The organism is Rossellomorea vietnamensis, assembly GCF_008180615.1.
Classification (GTDB): Bacteria; Bacillota; Bacilli; order Bacillales; family Bacillaceae_B; genus Rossellomorea; species Rossellomorea vietnamensis_D.
Genome location: NZ_VTEH01000005.1, coordinates 30,463 through 49,571, shown reverse-complemented (window position 1 = coordinate 49,571; position 19,109 = coordinate 30,463). Strand labels below are relative to the sequence as shown.

17 protein-coding genes are annotated in these 19,109 nt (G+C 44.9%); 2 read left to right on the top strand and 15 right to left on the bottom strand.

Annotation, left to right across the window (positions count from 1 at the left end; translation table 11 throughout):
- Positions 1-10: 10 nt before the first annotated feature.
- The 13 genes from paaX to FZC79_RS08895 form a co-directional block, all read right to left on the bottom strand.
- A complete protein-coding gene (paaX, locus tag FZC79_RS08955; RefSeq protein WP_148946471.1) occupies positions 11-886 on the bottom strand; it encodes a phenylacetic acid degradation operon negative regulatory protein PaaX in 876 nt (291 codons plus the stop codon).
- Positions 887-1,157: 271 nt separating this feature from the next.
- Entirely contained in the window at positions 1,158-2,360 is a 1,203-nt protein-coding gene (locus tag FZC79_RS08950) for an acetyl-CoA C-acyltransferase (RefSeq protein WP_148946470.1), read from the bottom strand.
- Between the two features lie 13 nt (positions 2,361-2,373).
- Positions 2,374-3,225, bottom strand: coding sequence for a 3-hydroxyacyl-CoA dehydrogenase (locus FZC79_RS08945; protein WP_148946469.1), 852 nt, complete (start codon positions 3,223-3,225; stop codon positions 2,374-2,376).
- 108 nt (positions 3,226-3,333) lie between these two features.
- Entirely contained in the window at positions 3,334-4,848 is a 1,515-nt protein-coding gene (locus tag FZC79_RS08940; protein WP_148946468.1) for an aldehyde dehydrogenase family protein, read from the bottom strand.
- 18 nt (positions 4,849-4,866) lie between these two features.
- The gene (locus tag FZC79_RS08935; protein ID WP_148946467.1) at positions 4,867-5,640 is read right to left on the bottom strand and encodes an enoyl-CoA hydratase-related protein; all 774 of its coding nucleotides are present in this window, start codon (positions 5,638-5,640) and stop codon (positions 4,867-4,869) included.
- Positions 5,641-5,653: 13 nt separating this feature from the next.
- Positions 5,654-6,433 carry an enoyl-CoA hydratase/isomerase family protein gene (locus FZC79_RS08930; protein ID WP_148946466.1) on the bottom strand — a complete coding sequence of 260 codons (780 nt, stop codon included), beginning with the start codon at positions 6,431-6,433 and terminating at the stop codon, positions 5,654-5,656.
- Positions 6,426-6,734 (bottom strand): EthD family reductase, encoded by a 309-nt coding sequence (locus FZC79_RS08925; protein ID WP_113930332.1) that lies wholly within the window; start codon positions 6,732-6,734, stop codon positions 6,426-6,428. The genes FZC79_RS08930 and FZC79_RS08925 overlap by 8 nt, the downstream gene beginning before the upstream one ends.
- Positions 6,735-7,217: 483 nt before the next feature.
- On the bottom strand, positions 7,218-7,715 hold the full coding sequence (gene paaD / locus FZC79_RS08920) for a 1,2-phenylacetyl-CoA epoxidase subunit PaaD (RefSeq protein ID WP_148946465.1): 498 nt from the start codon (positions 7,713-7,715) through the stop codon (positions 7,218-7,220).
- Positions 7,716-7,721: 6 nt separating this feature from the next.
- Positions 7,722-8,537 carry a 1,2-phenylacetyl-CoA epoxidase subunit PaaC gene (paaC, locus tag FZC79_RS08915; protein ID WP_148946464.1) on the bottom strand — a complete coding sequence of 272 codons (816 nt, stop codon included), beginning with the start codon at positions 8,535-8,537 and terminating at the stop codon, positions 7,722-7,724.
- Positions 8,534-8,890 (bottom strand): 1,2-phenylacetyl-CoA epoxidase subunit PaaB, encoded by a 357-nt coding sequence (gene paaB / locus FZC79_RS08910; protein ID WP_148946463.1) that lies wholly within the window; start codon positions 8,888-8,890, stop codon positions 8,534-8,536. Before paaB ends, paaC begins: the two co-directional genes overlap by 4 nt.
- A 12-nt stretch (positions 8,891-8,902) precedes the next feature.
- The gene (gene paaA, locus FZC79_RS08905) at positions 8,903-9,871 is read right to left on the bottom strand and encodes a 1,2-phenylacetyl-CoA epoxidase subunit PaaA (RefSeq protein ID WP_148946462.1); all 969 of its coding nucleotides are present in this window, start codon (positions 9,869-9,871) and stop codon (positions 8,903-8,905) included.
- A gap of 75 nt (positions 9,872-9,946) precedes the next feature.
- Positions 9,947-11,272 (bottom strand): phenylacetate--CoA ligase family protein, encoded by a 1,326-nt coding sequence (locus FZC79_RS08900; protein ID WP_148946461.1) that lies wholly within the window; start codon positions 11,270-11,272, stop codon positions 9,947-9,949.
- Between the two features lie 725 nt (positions 11,273-11,997).
- Complete coding sequence (locus FZC79_RS08895) at positions 11,998-13,764, bottom strand: SgrR family transcriptional regulator (protein ID WP_148946460.1); 1,767 nt, start codon at positions 13,762-13,764, stop codon at positions 11,998-12,000.
- A gap of 108 nt (positions 13,765-13,872) precedes the next feature.
- Here FZC79_RS08895 and FZC79_RS08890 point away from each other — a divergent pair, with 108 nt between their 5' ends.
- Positions 13,873-15,093 carry an MDR family MFS transporter gene (locus FZC79_RS08890; RefSeq protein ID WP_148946611.1) on the top strand — a complete coding sequence of 407 codons (1,221 nt, stop codon included), beginning with the start codon at positions 13,873-13,875 and terminating at the stop codon, positions 15,091-15,093.
- Positions 15,094-15,203: 110 nt separating this feature from the next.
- Here FZC79_RS08890 and FZC79_RS08885 read toward each other — a convergent pair whose 3' ends face one another.
- Positions 15,204-15,395, bottom strand: coding sequence for a hypothetical protein (locus tag FZC79_RS08885; RefSeq protein ID WP_148941623.1), 192 nt, complete (start codon positions 15,393-15,395; stop codon positions 15,204-15,206).
- A gap of 159 nt (positions 15,396-15,554) precedes the next feature.
- Between FZC79_RS08885 and FZC79_RS08880 the strand changes: the two genes are divergently transcribed.
- Complete coding sequence (locus FZC79_RS08880; RefSeq protein ID WP_148946459.1) at positions 15,555-16,598, top strand: hypothetical protein; 1,044 nt, start codon at positions 15,555-15,557, stop codon at positions 16,596-16,598.
- Between the two features lie 268 nt (positions 16,599-16,866).
- Here the strand turns inward: FZC79_RS08880 and FZC79_RS08875 are convergent, their stop codons facing one another.
- Positions 16,867-19,074: a DNA topoisomerase III gene (locus FZC79_RS08875; RefSeq protein WP_286365362.1), complete on the bottom strand. Its 2,208-nt coding sequence runs from the start codon at positions 19,072-19,074 to the stop codon at positions 16,867-16,869.
- Between the last annotated feature and the right edge of the window lie 35 nt (positions 19,075-19,109).

Here is a 19,109-nt window from a genome sequence, read left to right as displayed (position 1 = left end):
TTCCCCCTTTTCAATCCAGGATCAATGGGTGATCAAACATGTTGTAGGACTGATCTTTATTCGTCATTTCATTTCCCTCTTGGTATACTTCTTCGAAAAATTGCGATGCCGGTTTTGCCAGCACTTTGTAATAATTACTGAATAGAGAGGCCGCATGAGCTCCCAGCCATTTATCAGGCAGGAGTTCTTCAGGAAGTCCCGGGTCCACGAACAGGAACTTCCTGTATTCATGGACAAGTTTCGTCCTTTCCACAAAGCATTGTGCTTCTGTCATTTCGCCTTTTTCAATTTTGTTTTTGTCTATGATAAATTTCTGGCTGTATTCGGAAATGAATTCAGCATATCGGTCATTGATTTCCTGCAGGTCCCAGCTCTTGCCGATGATCCGTTGATCTTCATTCGGGCCATCGTACCTGGCAATGAAGAAATCCACATATTGCTTGATATCATACTTGTCAATAAGATCATAGACCTGCTTGTCCAGGTTATTCGGTGAAATCCAGCAGCTGTTGGAAAGGGTGCCAAAACCGCTCCATACCAGCTCTTTTCGCAGTTCGTCCCTTACATTGCGGATCTCTTCGGGAATGGTATACATAAGAATGCGCCATTGTCCGTCCCATTTTTCCGTCTGCAGTTTAAAAATACGCTGTGCAGCCTCTTCCATACGTTTCAGTCCGCGCTCTGTCAAAGAATAGTAACTCTTGTTGCCCTGCTTTTCAGATTGGACCCAGCCCTGTTTGTTCATCCTTGAAATGGCGGCCCTTACTGCCTGGTCATTATGTCCGAACTCCCTCAGCAGTTTAATCAAGCTCCCAATCCAGATTTTATTTCCATAGTGCCTTATGTAATCTCCATATAAAGTGAAAATCATTGATCTTGTATTCAACCTGCTCGCCTCTTTCTACCTTTCACACACGATATTTTATCAGCATAATATATCTGTGACGTCCAAATTACGTTAAAGATTATTCTATCATAGAAAATGAATCTTTTTAAGCAAAAAGTATGATTTTTAGCACTTTTATGAAAATATCAACCTGCAAAAACACCTATTAATATTATATTAAAAAAACTCCATGAAGACATACGTCTCCATGGAATGTCCTTTCTATATGGACGTGACTACTTTCTAAAAAAAAACAACTCTGCTTCAGAACCTATTCCACCCGCTCGACAATCGTGGCGATTCCCTGCCCGACTCCAATACACATAGTCGCCAGCCCATGCCTGACGTCTCTGCGCCTCATTTCGTAAAGAAGGGTCGTCAGTATCCTCGCGCCGCTTGCCCCCAAAGGATGTCCAAAAGCAATTGCTCCTCCATTGACATTAACGCGTGCTGAATCAAGCCCCAGCTCTCTGATACAAGCCAGTGACTGCGAGGCGAATGCTTCATTCAATTCTATCAAGCCAAGATCTTGCTCCTCCAAGTCAGCTCTCTTTAATGCCTTTCGAGTTGCATGGATTGGTCCGAGACCCATGACAGAAGGTTCCAGGCCAGCTGTTGCGGAAACGACATACTTAGCCAGGGGCTTTAATCCCAGTTCTGCCGCTTTTTCTGCGGTCATCAACAGCAGCGCAGAAGCACCGTCATTCACTCCGGAAGCGTTGCCTGCTGTCACGGTTCCATTCTCAAAAAGCGGTCTCAGCTTAGAGAGCTTTTCCATGCTGGAGTCCGGCCGCGGATGCTCATCCTTATCAATTACAATCTCATTGCCTTTCCGGTCCTTGTAGATGACAGGAACGATTTCTTCTTGAAAGACTCCTGATTCCATCGCTTCTTTCGCCTTCAATTGGCTGTGTAGAGCGAACTTATCCTGTTCCTCTCTTGAAATAGCAAATTGCTTTGCAACATTTTCAGCAGTTTCCGGCATGCTGTCTGTTCCATATCTCTGGGCTAGACGGCTGTTGATAAATCTCCAGCCAATGGTTGTGTCAAACATCTCCATATTTCCCCGCGGAAATTCTTTTTCAGGTTTAGCCATGACAAAAGGTGCCCTCGTCATGCTCTCTGTTCCGCCGGCTATAAAGACATCTCCCTCTCCAGCAAGAATGGCCCTGGCTGCATAGTTAACTGCATCGAGACCAGAACCGCATAACCGGTTGATTGTCGTTCCCCCTGTTTCAACCGGCATGCCTGCCAATAGGGCGGACATTCTAGCCACATTGCGGTTGTCTTCTCCTGCGCCATTGGCGTTCCCCAGGACGACTTCTTCCACCAGCTCCGGTGGCATCTCCGGATTTCTTTCCATCAGAGCTTTGATGACGATTGCTCCTAAATCATCCGGGCGTATGTTTTTCAAAGCGCCTTTGTATTTTCCGATAGGTGTGCGGACAGCATCAACAATGACAACTTCTCTCATTGCAGTCCCTCCTTTATTTGTTTGTGTAGTCGTATACTCCTCGTCCTGATTTTCTTCCCAGTCTTCCTGCTTTCACATACTTCTCAAGCAGAGGTGCAGGGCGGTACTTCTCCCCAAGCTTTTCATGGAGATACTTCAGATTATTGAGCCTGGCATCTAAACCGACAAGGTCTCCAAGCTCAAAAGGACCCATCGGATAATTCAAGCCAAGTTTGATAGCCTTATCGATTTCTTCAGGAGTCCCCAGACCTTCCTGCAGCATATAGAAAGCCTCGTTGCCGACAAGGGCAGATATGCGGCTCGTGACAAAACCCGGAAACTCATTGATTACAACTGTTTCTTTGCCCATCTTTTTGGCGGCAGCTTCAACAAATTGTGCCGTTTCATCGCTTGTTTCCAGTCCGCGGACAATTTCCACAAGCGGCATTTTATGTACAGGATTAAAAAAGTGCATGGCAATCACTTTTTCAGGTCGTTTGGTAAATGAAGCTATTTCAGTAGGACTCATAGTTGATGTGTTTGTGGCAAAATAACAAGACGGGTTGGCATGCTCATCAATTTTTTCAAATACTGCTCGTTTTATTTCTGTCTTTTCAGGAACCGCTTCAATGACAAGATCTGCATCTTTCACAGCTTCAGCCATATCCGTTGAAAATGTTAATCTTTCCTGTGCAGCACCGCTGTCTTCTTGGGACAGCTTTCCGCGGTCGACTCCTTTTTGAAAAATAGAAGAGAGCTCTCCCTGTGCACTGTCCAGCTGTCTTTGTTCAATATCGACGAGTGTTGTCTGGAATCCGCCGACCGCACTTACGTATGCAATCCCCCTGCCCATGACACCGGAACCAATCACTATTAATTTATTCATCGTCCAGCCTCCTCATAAGTCGAGTTTCTTCATTAATATAAGCATCAAGGGACTGGTGCCTATCCAGGTGAACTGGAAGACCCGCAGTCCCGAGCATGCTGATTCATTTTACAAGCCGAATGGATTTAATGGACGGCTGCCAAAGTAAGAAATGATACTCTTCGTTTCTGTATACAGATCGAGGGTTTCGATACAAAGCTCTCTTCCGAAACCGGATTGCTTATAGCCACCGAACGGAGTCCCAGGGAATGCTGAGAATGGACAGTTGATCATGACAATTCCAGCCTGGATTGCTTTCGAGACTCTTGTCGCTTTTGCATAATCAGTTGTCCAAAGAGCAGAACCAAGTCCATAGAGAGTATCATTGGCAAGCTTGATTGCTTCTTTTTCGTCACTGAATTTCATGACCACCACAACCGGTCCAAAAATTTCTTCTCTTACTGCTTTCATTTCATGGTTTACGTCTGTAATGATGGTCGGCTCATACCAGTGGCCGTTTTCGAACCCTTCTACAGTTCCGCGTTTACCACCGGCAAGAATTGTCGCTCCTTCTTCTTTCGCTGACTGCACATAACCATCAATCGTTTTCACTTGATTGTCATCAATGATGGCACCGATATGTGTTCCTTTATCAAACGGATCACCAAGGGAAAGCTGTTTTGTTTTAGCAACGAACTTCTCCATGAACTCATCATAAATATCTTCATGAACATATAATCTTGAACGCGCCTCACAAGACTGCCCAGTATTATAGAAGATTCCGAACAGGGAACCGTCAACAGCTGCGTCCACATCTGCATCTTCGAATACGATGTTCGGGGATTTCCCGCCAAGCTCCAATGTTACACGCTTCAGTGTCTGAGATGCTCTTTCCATAATATTTTTACCGATTGGCGTGGAACCTGTGAATGCTACTTTATCCACTTGATCATGCTCGACAAGGTAATTTCCGATTGTGGAACCTGATCCAGGAATAACGTTGACTACTCCCTGCGGCACTCCCGCTTCGATACAGATTTCACCCAGTACAATGGCTGTAAGCGGAGTAAGAGATGCAGGTTTAACGACTACAGAACATCCAACTGCAATAGCCGGTGCAACTTTCCATGCTGCCATCATGAGAGGATAATTCCAAGGAATGATTTGAGCGCAGACCCCTACAGGCTCTTTTTCAGCTACGTTCTGGAACTGGCCAGGCACATTGTTGACAGTTCCGCGGTGTCCTACAATGGCACCTGCGTAGAATTCAAAATCTTCGATGGCCTGCATGACCTGGCCTTGTGCTGCTGATAAGGATTTGCCGCTGTCCATAATTTCCAGAGCCACCAGCTCATTGAAGCGTGATCTCATGATACCGGCAATTTTCATCATGATTCGTTGACGCTTATTAACCGGGAACTTCTTCCACTTTCCTTTATCGAAGGCATCTCTTGCCGCTTGGACAGCGCGCTCTGCATCTTCCGTCGTTGCTTTTGCAACAGTGGCAATGGCTTCTCCTGTTGCCGGGTTGTATGTAGTGAATGTTTCTCCGGAGCCGTCCGTTCTTTCTCCATTGATAATCATTCCATAATGTTCACGCTTTGTTTCAAGGACTTCGAAATTTTGCTCTTTTACAGTTGCCATTTTCTCATCTCCTCAATATTATTTGCCTTGGAATACAGGCTTTCTCTTTTCCAGAAATGCACCGACACCTTCGCGGTGGTCTTCACTTTGACCGGCAATCCTCTGCCCGTAAGCTTCTTTTTCCAAATACTCTTCCAGACTGCAATGATAGCTTTCATTCAGGTATCGTTTGATCAAACCGATTGCTTTTGTTGGCATATTGGCAAGCCTTTCTGCATACGCCGTCACTTCGGCCTCCCATTCATCGAGGCCTATCACTTTATTGGCAAGACCAAGCTCTTCTGCCTTGCCTGCAGAGATTTTTTCACCAAACACAGCCAGTTCCAAAGCTTTGGCATGGCCAACAAGCCTGGTCAGATAGTAGAGGTTGCCTGAATCCGGTACAAGGCCCACGTGAATGAAGGCTTCTACAAAACCTGCTTTCTCCGAGAGCAATCGGAAATCGCAGGCCAATGCCAGGCTCATTCCTGCTCCGGCCGCAACTCCATTTACCGCGGCGATGACCGGTTTTTCACAAGCGGCCAGTTCTTTGACCATTGGACCATAATGATTTCTCAGCACCTCACCGTGGTCCATATCTTCACTTACTTCACTTAAATCCTGTCCTGAGCAAAACGCCCTGCCTTCTCCTGTTATTACAATGGCGCGGACCGCTTCATCCCTTGAAGACTGCTTCAGTGCTTTGGCAATCTCCCTATTCATATTAGCTATGAAAGCATTAAGCTTATCCGGGCGGTTCATGGAGATCCAGGCCACTCCATTCCTGACTTCATAGAGGATCGTCTCAAACATGGTGATGCCTCCTTTACTTTCCTTTATACTGCGGTTTTCTTTTTTCGATGAATGCGTTCATTCCCTCTTTTTGATCCTCGGAAGCGAAGAGCAAACTGAAGTTTTTACGTTCATACTGCATGCCTTCATACAGAGAATAATCGACAGCTTTCAAGACGGACTCTTTTATCAAACGGATCGACAACGGAGGCTGTTTGGACAGCCTGCCTGCAAACTTCTTTGTTTCTTCAAATAAAAGTTCCCTGGCCACTACCCTGTTGATGATTCCAAGCCGATGAGCCTCTGAAGCCGTCATCCTGTCACCTGTCATCAGCCATTCCATTGCACGGGTTTTGCCGATCAGCTTCGTCAATCTCTGGGTTCCGCCTGCACCAGGCATCACCGCAAGGCTTACTTCAGGGAAGCCGAACTCTGTATCATCTGCAGCAAACAGCATGTCACAGCATAACGCCAGCTCGAAACCTCCGCCAAGTGCAAACCCTTGTACCGCCCCGATTATTGGCTTCTTCACTGCCGCTAACCGGTCCCAGTCGGCAAACTGGTTCATCAGTTCGAAATCGATGGCATTGTCATTGGCCATTTCAGCTATATCGGCTCCGGCAGCGAATGCCCTGCCTTTTCCGGAAAGAAGGATGACCTTTACTTCCTGATTTCTATCAAAGCTTTCAAAAGCCGATAGTATTTCGGATACCATTCCCCTGTTTATCGCATTCAGCACTTTTGGGCGGTTGAGCTCGACAAGGCCGATGCCGTCTTCCACACTCACATTGATATACTCATAGTTATTACTCATTCACTTCTTCACCGATCATCAATGTGACAAGGTCACCGGCAAAAGACATTAAATCCTTTCCGGAAGCTTTACCTTCGTCAGATTTCATGGCGGCTTTCAATGATTCATGGCTGTCATAGAACATTTCACACATCAGGTAGTACTTGCCTTCTCCGCCCATTGGAGAGCCGACGACTTTAGTGACCTTCATTTCTTTCAGTCCAGGAATTTTTGCTGTGATAGGTGCATGTGTATTGAAGTAATGCTCGTCGAATTGTTCCTTGTTTTCAGGATGTTTATAAAGTGCGATCAATTTTACCATTGTAATCTCTCCCTTTTCTTTTCTTTTAAATGGCCGTTGATTTCCGCTCCAGGTGAGTTACTCCGCGGGGCGGGCGTTGAGCCTCCTCGGCTTCATAAAAAGCGGAAGCGGCCGTTCAGCGACGTACAGATTTTATGGCTCTCGTATGAGATAAAGGAATCACGAAGAGCGTTAGCGATTCGATGATGACTTATCGCAAGGAGAGAGACTGAAATCTGCTAGTCGCTGGCCGCTGGAGCTGGATTCGCCTGTGGGGTCTCACCTGTCCCGCTAGTCCCGCAGGAGATAACTCACCTTCCGCTCCAATCAACTTCTACTCATAAATAAAACTCTTTAGACAACTCTGGAAGCACTATGGCCACAAGCTGTCTTATAATCAGTTCTATCTTGATAAAGGCATTCGAACTATTTAAGTAAGGACAACATAATTATGGAAAGACAAGACCCTTTCTCATCCATAAAGCTTTAAAGGCTACCGCTGTTCTACATAATTGTAGATATTGGTTTCATTGCTTCAAACGGGTTTTTGCATTGCTTGCAGTAAAGGATGCTCCTGCATGCTGTCGGCCCGAATATGTTTTCCATAGTTGTATATGGTGAATTACAGTACGGACAATCGACCTTCCATCCCCCGTCATCATCCAATCGTTCCGGCGGCGGCGCTATTCCGAATTCCTTGAGTTTTTCTCTTCCTGCCTCCGACACGCGGTCGGAAGTCCATGGAGGGCTGAATAGGAAATCCACATCTGTCATCGTAATTTCGGCGTCTGCCAGCAGGGCTTTTTCCACGTTTGCTTTGATGATTTCCAAGGCAGGGCACCCCATAAAGGTCGGCAGAAGCTTTATCACCGCTTTGCCTTCATTCATTTCAGCCTGCTCAACCATTCCCAGTTCAACGATGCTGACCGAATCAATTTCAGGGTCCTTTACCTGCTGAAGTATATTCAATATGCGCTCATCTTTTTCTATCAACTGTATCATTCCCTTTTACCAGGCTGCTGCCGGATCTGAGTTGTAGACCTCGCTCAGGACGTCAATGGCCTGCTGCAGGTCTGAAGTATGCACTTTGTTTCGGCCGTTTCCTCTCTTCATATCCAATTCCGGAAGTGAAAGATTGCAAGCTTCAAAGATTGGTTTGACAGCATTCTTCCAGCGCATGACCAGCATTTCTTCCCCTTCTATCAATCCAGCCTTGGCCATCTCCTCACCTAGCTCTCCCAAGGAAAGAACTCCAGCGAAGTCGGCAGCTGTCTTTTCCACTGCATTCATCATGCGCTTTCTCGCTTCACTGTTTGAGTTCATCAACTGAGAGAACCATGTCTTCCAATGCAGAAGGTGATAGTAGAGCTCCATGTTCACCTTGACAGCCGCATCCGCCAATGGCTGATAGGAAGAATTCTTTAGTGATTCGATTTTGATTTTTTTTGACTGAGCATAGAAATAGTTCCTGACGACAGCGAATGCCCAATCGTAGTCAGGTTCGACGAGATAGGTTCCGGGCCCGTTTACTTCTTCTAAGATGATGGCATTACGCCGCTCTTCTGCTCCTCTCGCATGGGCAAGACTGTTCATCTCTCCCTCACCAAGGTCTTCAAGGAGCCTGTAGAACATAGCGGCGTGCCCCATCGTGTCCTGGTTAATGGAAGAAAATGCGACATCTTCCTCGATATGGGGAGCAAGGCCAAGCCATTCGGATCCCCGGTAGGCGATAATGAAATCGTCATCTGCCAGCCCGTACAAAAGTTCGACCAATGCTGTTTTATAATTCTTATCCTTTACTTCAGCTGCACTGCTTACAGTCATGACTTTTTCGCCTTCCCTTCCCAAGAAAGAATCTCTTTCTCGTCCAGCATCTCCTGCTCATAGTGGCGCCATTTTTTCTTCAGGTATCCATAGCCTTTAGCATTTCTGTAATCCTTATTATCCAGGCGCTGAAGAGATTCTTTTTCCTCTTGATTCATCTTTCTGATGTCATTTCTTTTGACAACCCAAATATCCGTTGCTGGTTCTCTTCTCATGAAATTTTCCTGAGCCATCACCAATGCGATTTCCTGATTGGGTGCCAGCAGGCTGAACTGATGCTGCATCGGGGCATTATCTGTTCTTCTGCTGAATACTTCATATTCCTGATAAAAATTCCTGCTCTTATCCGACATGTCAACGCCCCCTTATCCTGCCGCTGTATCCCCGCTCAGTGCTTCACGGACCCAGGCATTATTTTCATAAGAAATCCTTCTTAGATTCAATCTCTCTTGCGATTTTGGACCGTTATTCTTAACGATCTCCTTAAACTTGCTCCAATCCGGCTGCTGATAGATCCATTCTTCTTTCTCTTGATCGAAGTACATGGTTTCATCCGGCAGCTTCAGTCCCAATGATAGGACTCTTGGAACATACTTTGTGAAGAAATCCTGCCTCAGCTGTTCATTGGTCTTAGTACGGATACCATACTTAATCGTGATATCCTGCTTAGATGAGCCGGTTGTAGAGGCGCTTCCGGGACCAAAGAACATGAGCAGCGATTCCCACCACCGGTCTACAGCATCCTGGACAAGCGCCTTCTGCTCAGGTGTGCCTTCTGCCAATGCCATGATGATGGCTTCTCCATGCTGGGCATGAAATACTTCCTCGGCACAAATTCGCTTTAGTGCTCTTGCATATGGACCATACGATGCACCGAGCATATTGGTTTGAGTGATGATGGCCGCACCATCAACCAACCAGCCAATCAGGCCTGCATCTCCCCAGGTAGGAGCTTCCATATGGAAGACATTATGAAACTTTAAATCTCCTGAAAACAAATCCTGCATGATTTCTTCACGAGTCTTTCCGTAGGGCTTCATGAGATCTTCAGCCACTCGCAGGAGGAGCTGCCCATGTCCCATTTCATCCTGCACTTTCGCCATGATGCCGAGTTTCCTGCCCAGAGTCGGAGCTTTCGGCACCCACTCTTTCTCTGGAAGCGCTCCCATTATTTCGCTGATTCCATGCATGGATATTAATTTGATCAATACCTTTCTGTACTCATCCGGCATCCAGTCATCGGCTTCAATCTTCTCCCCTGCCTCGATGCGCTTCATGAAGTGCTCCATTTTTTCCTCTTCTGTCAACGCCGCAAATGATGCTGTATCACTCATTGTAAGGACCTCCTAAAATAACGTATTTTATACGCCATCCTTTTATGTTGTTATACGATTAAATTTCAAAATTTTTTAAACTTTCAGCCCGCTTTCCCTCATATCCAGCACCCTGACCGCTTTTCCTTCAGAACGGGGAAGTGATTTCGGGCTCTTCACCTTAACATCCATAGAGACGAGACAGCTGTTTTTCATGATATGCTGAATCTTCTTTGCCAGAAGAAAAATGCTTTCATGTTCCAGGTTTTGTTCCAAGCCAGTAAATACTTCTTCCTTGATTTCCACATGAAGTTCCACTGAATCCAATGTTCCCTGTCTGGTTAGATGAATCTGATAGTGAGGTGATAATTCTTCTATCGTGAGCAGATAATGCTCTACCTCTGAGGGGAAAACATTGACTCCCCGGATAATCATCATGTCATCCACCCGCCCCTTGACCCGGGACATCTTCACTGTGTTACGGCCGCAAGAGCACTTTTCGTATGACAAGGATGCGATATCTCCTGTCCTGTACCGGATAATCGGAAAAGCTTCCTTCGTCAATGAAGTGAAAACCAGTTCCCCTTCTGCACCTGGAGGCAGTGATTCCAATGTGACAGGATCGATGATCTCAGGCAGGAAATGATCTTCCGCGATATGCAATCCCGATTGTGCCTCATGGCATTCCATCGCCACCCCGGGACCGACCACTTCACTCAATCCATAAATATCGCAGGCTTTTAAATTCCATTTTTCTTCGATCTTCTGCCTCATTTTTTCTGACCATGGCTCAGCGCCAAAGATTCCATATTTCACAGAGGTTTTGCCAGGATCCTTGCCCTGTTCTTCCATCTTCTCAGCTATATTTAATATATAAGAAGGCGTTCCGCAAATGACCGTTGGCTTAAAATCCTCAATCAGTGTAATCTGCCTCTCCGCATTTCCTCCTGATACCGGCACAGTCACTAATCCAAGCCTTTCACTTCCATAATGAAGGCCAAGTCCGCCTGTGAACAATCCATAACCGTAGGCATTGTGCAGGAAGTCCCCAGGCTTTCCGCCGCCTGCAGCTATTGCACGGGAAACGATTTCACTCCACATATCAATGTCGTTTTGCGTATAACCCACAACAGTCGGTTTCCCGCTCGTTCCGGAAGAGGCATGAACCCTGACCAGTTCTTCCTGCGGGACAGCAAACAATCCAAATGGATAATGGTTCCTCAAATCAGACTTCGTTGTGAAGGGAAGAAGTTGAATGTCCTGTAAAGATTTAATATCCTCAGGCTTTATCCCCCTAGCATCTAACTGCTCTCTGTAAAATGAGACATTAGCGTATACACTGGCTATCGTCTTCTGGAGGCGTCCGAGCTGAATCAATTCGGTGTCACTCCTGTCCCACGTTTCAATTTTATGCAAAATCACTCGACATTTCCCCCTTCATTCGACCCTACCCTCTCGATTTGGAAGATTCTCTATTTTTATATAACGCTTTTTATTCGTAATATATTAATTTTGTTATACATCACACTCAAAAGATAACGTGAAATTACTGAAAAGTCAATATATTTTCTGAAAATTTATATTTTTGTAGAAACTCTTTGGGAATTTGGTTAGTCAGGTATTTTTGATGGCAGTTCAGTAGAGGGGGAGGTATAAACCTGGCAAGCGGATTTGTAAAAAATAAATTATATTTGGTGGCAGGGTGAATGGCTGTGGTGCTGATTTGGATGGGCGAGGCTTTTCTTTGAAGGAGTTGTTGTTTTTTAGTAAATCTTTTGGCTTTTGAGCGGGGTCTGATTTCAGTTTGAACGAGGTTACTGCTTCGGAAGTAGTTTGTAAGAAGCTAATTGTACCGTTAACTTGTAGCAGACCTGTTTTATGGGTTTATTCTTTCGCTAATAATGCCATTTTCTCGGCCGGCTCCTCTTTTATTGGTACGTTTTCCCCTTAATCTTACCGTTTTCTCGCTTGGCCCGTCTTTTATTGGTACGTTTTTCAGTTAATCGTACCATGTTCTCGCTGAGCTCCTGTCTTGTTGGTAAGTTTATCTGCTAATCGTACCATTATGTTTGAAGAGGCTTTGATTAATGGTACGATTCTCCTCCCATACTAAGAAAACCGGACGACAACCTTCGCCCGGTCTAACATTAATTCCTTTTAAACCAAATACGATAGAAATCGATCCATCCTTGCGAGTTAATCAGCGCCTGCTGAATACCTTCTTCACTTTCAAGCTCTGATAAATTTTTGTAAAGCGGCAGAAGCTGCCACGTTTCCAGCAATTTTTCTTCTATTATAAAGAGTCTCTTCAACCGTTCATCCGGGCATGCAAGACTTTTCAACAAATCTATTTCAGCGAGAAGCCCCTCCCTGATTTCATCAGAAAGATGGTGCCAGATTGGGCTGTTTTCTGCTAGAATCAGCTGCAGGAAACTTAATTCTTCCTGCTCGGTGACCGTTGCACTGTCATGGATGATATCTGCCTCAGCCATTGTATCGCTTCTCAGCAGTTCTTCTGCCGGGAGATAAACTGTTTTTATAGAGACCCCATAGGCTATGCATCTTTGCTTCAACCATGTTGTATCCTCCACATGATCCCTGTCCTTGAAGGTATATAATAGAAGTTCTTCCCCTTTATAGGAGCTTCTTAAAAGGAGATCTGCAATGTCAACTTCACGGGAATTCTCTTCATCTCTCAAAAAGAAAGCAGCACTTTGCTGACGAAATTCTCCTAGTTCAGCAACAAGAAGGGACGGGTCTGCGATTGCTTTCATGGCACGTCGAAGCAGAGGATCTTTTAAAGGACCATTCCTTCTTCCATTTAATGAAAGGAATTGAACATTTTTTTCAATGCGGTTCACTCTTTTTCGGTTATCATCTTTCTTTTCTTTGTTTCTGTAGTATCCAAATTCCATTTCTGTTTTGACAGGAGTCCTGCCTTCACGATCCTCTGAAACGTTCCAGAACTCGACGCTGTCTAAAAACGGCCGCTCCCTGAAATAACTTTCATTAGCATCCATAATCAACATTGAACCGTCATTTCTTACCAGCCGGAAAGGACCAGTACCGATGAGTTTATCCCAATAGACTTCTTTTTGTTCGCTCTTCCTTACAATCGATAGATGCTCATCACTTAATAGGTGAAGAAGGAGGTGATTCGGTTTTTTCAGGTGAAGTTTAATTGAATGCTCACCCATGATAACTGCCTCCTGCAAATCCTGAAGCATCCATCGGTATGGATTTTCCTCAGCAAGCATAAAGCGCTGAAAAGTATACTGGATGTCGCGGGAGGTCAAGCGGCTACCGTCGTGAAACTTAATGCCTTTGCGGATATAAAAAATCCATTGATCTCCTGCCTCATTATGTTCCCAGTGGAAGGCAAGCCGAGATTCAAATTGTTTACTTTCTTCATTATAAAAAATCAATGTATCACACACATGTTTTAGGATATGACATTCGGAGCGAAGGCTGGCAAGCGTTGGGTCAAGAGGGGAAAAAGGCTGATTGCCGTATTTCAACCTCAGCACATCCCGATTTTCCGATTCTGCTCGGTAGCCAAATAAAGTTTCAATCCAGTCAGCAAAATCCTCTTTCAATCCGGGAAATTCTTTGCTGTATTCACTAATCAAATTCTGGGCCGCTTCAAGTTTTCCTTTTTTCACAAGCCTTCTGCTCTCATCCATTAAGAGATTCACAGGATTTTTCAAAAAAGTCAGTGTTGATTTATTTCCCCTTCCTCTGCCGGGCGACCATTTAACCCAGCCTTCCCTTTCCCACTTTTGGATGGTGAGCTTGCAGTTCCGGGTTGTGCAAAACAGCACCTCGGAAATCCCATGAAGAGAGACTTCGAGTTTCCTATGTATCCTCTTATCCAGTGACAAATATAAGCTCACATAGTGTTCTAATGTAATCATAATAAAATCCTTTCCTAAAAGGTGAAGTATATACTTATCTATTTCTACCCTTTTTCGCCTTTTTCCTTCTTTATAAAATAAAGACAGTAGAAAGGATGGATAAACATGATTCGAACTCTATTAAACCGCTATCCGGGGCTAGTCTGGATCCGCGTCTTCGGCGAGTTGCTGACGAGCGTCACCGGCTCCATGCTTGCCCCATTCTTGATTATTTATCTTTATGATAAGCTGGATGGCAATGTCCTGCTTCCCATGATCATCGTCGGCCTTCAGCCATTGACAGAAATCGTCATCACCCTCTTAGGCGGGAATCTTACAGACCGTCTCGGAAGAAAAAAGATCATTGTTGCGGGGCTTATCCTGCAGGCAGGAGCGATGGCGGGGTTTATATTTGCCGAATCCGTCTGGATGTTTGCCCTTCTCTATGTCATTAATGGTGCCGGCCGTTCCGTTTATATCCCTGCCCAGCGTGCCCAGATCGCTGACTCCATTGAAGACGGTTTGCGGTCCGAGGTATTCGCTCTGCTGAACACAGTGGGAGCTGCCGGATTAGCGCTAGGACCGGTCATTGGTTATTTTGTGTATACGCAAGATCCAGCTCTCATGTTTGGAATGCAGGCAGCAGCTTTAGCCATCTATTTAGCTGTCGTATATCTTAAGCTTCCTGAAACAATGCCTGAACAAATCGAGGATATTGAACAGGCTGCAAACAGCTTTCATCTGAAATCCTTTATCTCTAAGAATTCCTATGTATTGAGCTTGATGGCATTCAGTCTGCCGATCAGTTTTTTCTATGCTCAATCGGAAACGAACTACAGGCTTTATCTCGAGGATCTTTTCCCGAATTTTCTTGTTGTTCTGACTACACTTGCTTCTATTAAAGCAGTCATGTGCATTATGTTCGAAATCCCGCTCGTGAAATGGAGCAATAAGTACTCTTTAAGAAAAATCATTCTTTTTTCGTACAGCCTTTACTTTATCGCTGCCTTATCTTATGGCTTTTCAACTTCCATACTGCTGCTGATTCTCACCCAATTGATTGTGACTGTGGCAGAAAGCCTCGGGTTGAACCGGCTTCTTAATCATGTTTCCCAGATTGCACCGTCCAACAAGCGAGGGCTCTACTATTCTATATATGGAACTCATTGGGATATTTCACGGATGGCGGGCCCCTTTCTTGGAGGTTTAATCATGATTGAATGGGGAGGTGCCGTCTTGTTTCTTCTCTCGGCTCTCTTGTTGCTGCTCGGCGGGTTTGCTCAATTTTTATTAACACATGAGAAGTTCTCTTTCCGTTCTTCAATAAAACTATCGATGAATTCAAAATAAAGACGGTACTTCAATATGGTGATAATCCCGCCTCCTAAGGAGACCTTAAATCTATACCTGCTTATAAAACCATCAAAAAAGCTTGAGACTGTTTGATCTCAAGCTTTTTACTATGCCGACTGGCTGTTATGCTCTTTTTTTCTTTTAAAAACCGCTGTCCCTCTGTGCCAGAACCGTGCCAGTTTTTTAATCTTGGATTCTCTTTCCAAGCCAAGCTGCTTATTCAACACATAGTATATTACTTCTTCAAGAACCGCCAGCAGTACAAGGACACCAACAGCTATCCATATCCACATCGACATTATTAAGAGACCCCTTTCCAATTTCATACTCTTTTCATCTCTATTCTTTTAAGTACCACAAAATGTCAATTGGTTAAACTTCATATTTTTATTTTCTTTTTTGTGAAAAAGTGGTATCTCTTAACTATGGACTTATTTTACTAGAATGAGGTGACCTGCTTGACGAATGATGAGTTTTGGGAGAGCTACGAAACATTGGCCCATACAGAACATAGCTATGAAAAATATAATTCATTAATTGATCTCTTCTCTTGGACTATGGAAAATGAACAGCCTTATGAAGAATTTGCTGTAAGGTTTGAATTGCTGAATTGCGCAAATTTGCTGGGTGAGTTTGAAATCCTTTTTGAACATTTCTTCTGGTGCCTTGATTTTTTCCAACATAATGAGAAACACCTTCAAGAGTGGACTTCATCTATTCTCTGGGCATTCAAATGGACTTTGGAACGCATAGTGTTATTCCCTCACGTTGACAAAGAAACCATTGAAGAACTGTTTTCTGATTTCCAAGAGCTTCTGACAAAGCATCAATTCAGCTCACGCCCATTCTATCAATTTCGGCATAAAGCCTCTCTTTTGGAAGGCGATTTTCAAAGTGCTGAAGAATATTACGGATTGTGGGTTAACGCGCCCAGAGATGATCTGGCAGATTGCGCTGCCTGTGAACTGCAAGCTGAAATGGAGTATCTGTTTCAAATCAACCGAACAGATGAAGCCCTTCATATAGCGGAAAGATTATTGAACAGGGAAGTGACATGCGGAGAAATCCCCCATCTCACCTACTCCAAATTGCTGCTGCCCTACTTGCGTCTCGGAAAAACGGCAGAAGCCCAATACTTTCAAAGTGAAGGCTATTTCATGATTTACCAAAAACCAAATTTGCTTGTAGAAGCCTCTGAACATCTGCTCTTTTTCGCTTTAACCAATCCAAAGGGCGGAAAGAAAATATTTGAAAGACATATTGATTCAGCAGATGCCGATAAAAACCCATACGGCATGTTCTCCTTTTACCTCGCATCGCTTGTTTGGGGAAAAGCCCTGAAGAAGAACGGGCTGCGGGTGCCTTTCTCTTTGCAGGAGATGGAGTCGGCTGTCCTGGCCATTGCCGATGACTTTGATGAACGGAACGGCAATCAGCATTTTTACGAAAAGATGAGAGAAACAGTGGAGCTGCTGGAGACGGTTGCCGGAGCTAACCAGTGAGAGTGAATTGAATGTGAAATGCGGATTTGACGGCTTTACTGAGTATCGGTGGAGTTAGCAGGTTTATCGGCGGAAGCAGAGTGTTTATCGACGGAAGCGGCGTGCTTACCGGCGGTAGCGGCTGATTTATCGGCGGATACTACTAGTTTATCGGCGCTTTTTTCAATTTATCGGCGAAATCCCTACTTTTATCGGCAAAACGGCTTTATTTTTCTACATTCTCTTCACAAATAAAAACCCCAGGCAAAAGCCTGGGGCTGACAAACCATCACTTATCCAATTTCAGCTTTGCGAGCGCGTCGGCCAAGGCTGTATTAACCGGAGCGTCGTCCTGTTTCTTCATATACTTGTTAACGTCGCTTTTGGAAACTTTGCTGTTCTTCGCTTTCTTCCTTCTTTCGTTGAAGGTTGAGAGTTTTTCGCGGTGACCGCAGACACATGTGAACATCTGGCCATCACCTTCACCGCGCAAGTCCAGACGTTTGTGGCAGTTCGGGCAGCGCGCATTGGTTTTCTTGCTGACATTTTTGCGGTAGCCGCACTCGCGGTCTTTACAAACCAATTTTTTGCCGTGTTTGTTTTTGACTTCCAGCATGAGGTTTCCACAATCGGGACACTTTGTTCCGGTTAGGTTGTCATGTGCAAACTTCTTGGTGCTGTTTTTAATTTCATGTACAGACTGTTTGGCATACGCTTTGATTTCACTGATAAAGTTATTTTTGTTCAGCTTGCCTTTGGAAATCGCCTCGAGTTTCTGCTCCCACTCCGCCGTAAGAGCAGGTGATTTCAATTCATCGGGAGCAAGGTCAAGCAGCTGCTTCCCTTTGGATGTAATCATGATAGACTTTCCTTTATTTTCGATTACCCCAGAGTTAAAGAGCTTCTCAATAATATCCGCACGGGTGGCGACGGTTCCCAAGCCTCCTGCAGAACTGATCGTCTTAATCAGGTCCTGATTCTCCCCTGCCATGTATCTCTTTGGATTTTCCATTGCTGATAGAAGCGTACCCTCATTGAAACGTGCCGGCGGCTGCGTAACATCGGATGTCTGCTCAATCGAAGAGATAGAGATTACGTCACCTTTCTCGATCTTTGGCAGTGTTTGATCAGATAAGCCGTCTCCACTTTCCTCCGATGAACTCTGTCTGTCAAAAATCTCTTTCCAGCCTAATTCAATAATTCGTTTACCTTTGGCGACAAATGTCTCCCCTGCAATCTCTGCTGCAATAGTTGTCTGCTCATATTGAAAAGGAGGAAGGAACATGGCCAGGAAACGTTTTACAACAAGGTCATAAATTTTTCGTTCCTTATCGCTTAAAGAATTAAGAAACGCCGTCTGCTCTGTCGGGATGATGGCATGATGATCAGACACTTTGCTGTCATCCACAAATGCCTTCCCTAACTTACCTGAACTTTTCATGGCTTTTGCGGCAAGCAGATTATACGGCTTGATAGATACCGCCTGGATTCTGTCTTTCAATGTGTCGACAATATCACTTGAAAGATGGCGGGAATCGGTACGCGGATACGTTAAAAGCTTATGCTGTTCATAGAGCTTCTGCATGATGGACAGCGTTTCTTTTGCCGAATATCCGAAAATTTTATGAGCGTCACGCTGAAGTTCGGTTAAGTCATAAAGTCCAGGTGAAAAACTCTTCTTCAAGCTTTTGTCCACAGAGGTAACTTCTGCCTTCTTCTCACTTTTAAGCTTCCCTGACACCTTTTCAATGAAGTCTTTTGAAAATGTCCGATATTCATTGGTTTTACGATCCTGCCATGTCAGATTAAACTCACGGCTCTTTGCTTTCAGACCGTAGAAAGGCTTCGGCTTGAAGTTCTTGATCTCTTCTTCTCTTTGGGCAATGATACCGAGGGTCGGTGTCTGGACTCTGCCGCAGGACAACTGGGCATTGTGCTTAACAGTCAGAGCGCGGGTCGCATTCATTCCAACATACCAATCCGCTTCCGAACGGGCTTGGGCAGCAGCATACAGGTTTTCATACTCTTTACCGTTCTTCAGCTTCCTGAATCCTTCTTTGATTGCCTTATCGGTTACAGATGAGATCCATAAACGTTTAATCGGTTTGTTCACACGCGCTTTTTCAATGATCCAGCGGGCGACCAGCTCCCCTTCCCGGCCGGCATCCGTTGCGATGACAATTTCTTTTACATCATTACGGGCCATCTGGCTTTTGACCGCATTGAACTGCCTGCCTGTCTTTTTGATGACCACCAGCTTGAGTTCATTCGGCAGCATTGGCAGGTCTTCTATCCTCCACGTCTGGTATTTGCTATCGTAGGCATCCGGTTCGGCCAGCGTTACGAGATGGCCGAGCGCCCAAGTGACAATATAGTTGTCTCCTTCTATAAATCCGTTCCCTTTTTTATGGCAATTCAATACAGCAGCGATGTCCCTGCCGACTGATGGTTTTTCAGCGAGTACTAATGTTTTGCTCAATCGAAACAATCCTTTCATTTGCGAACGTACGCATAGTTCCTTCCATTATACAG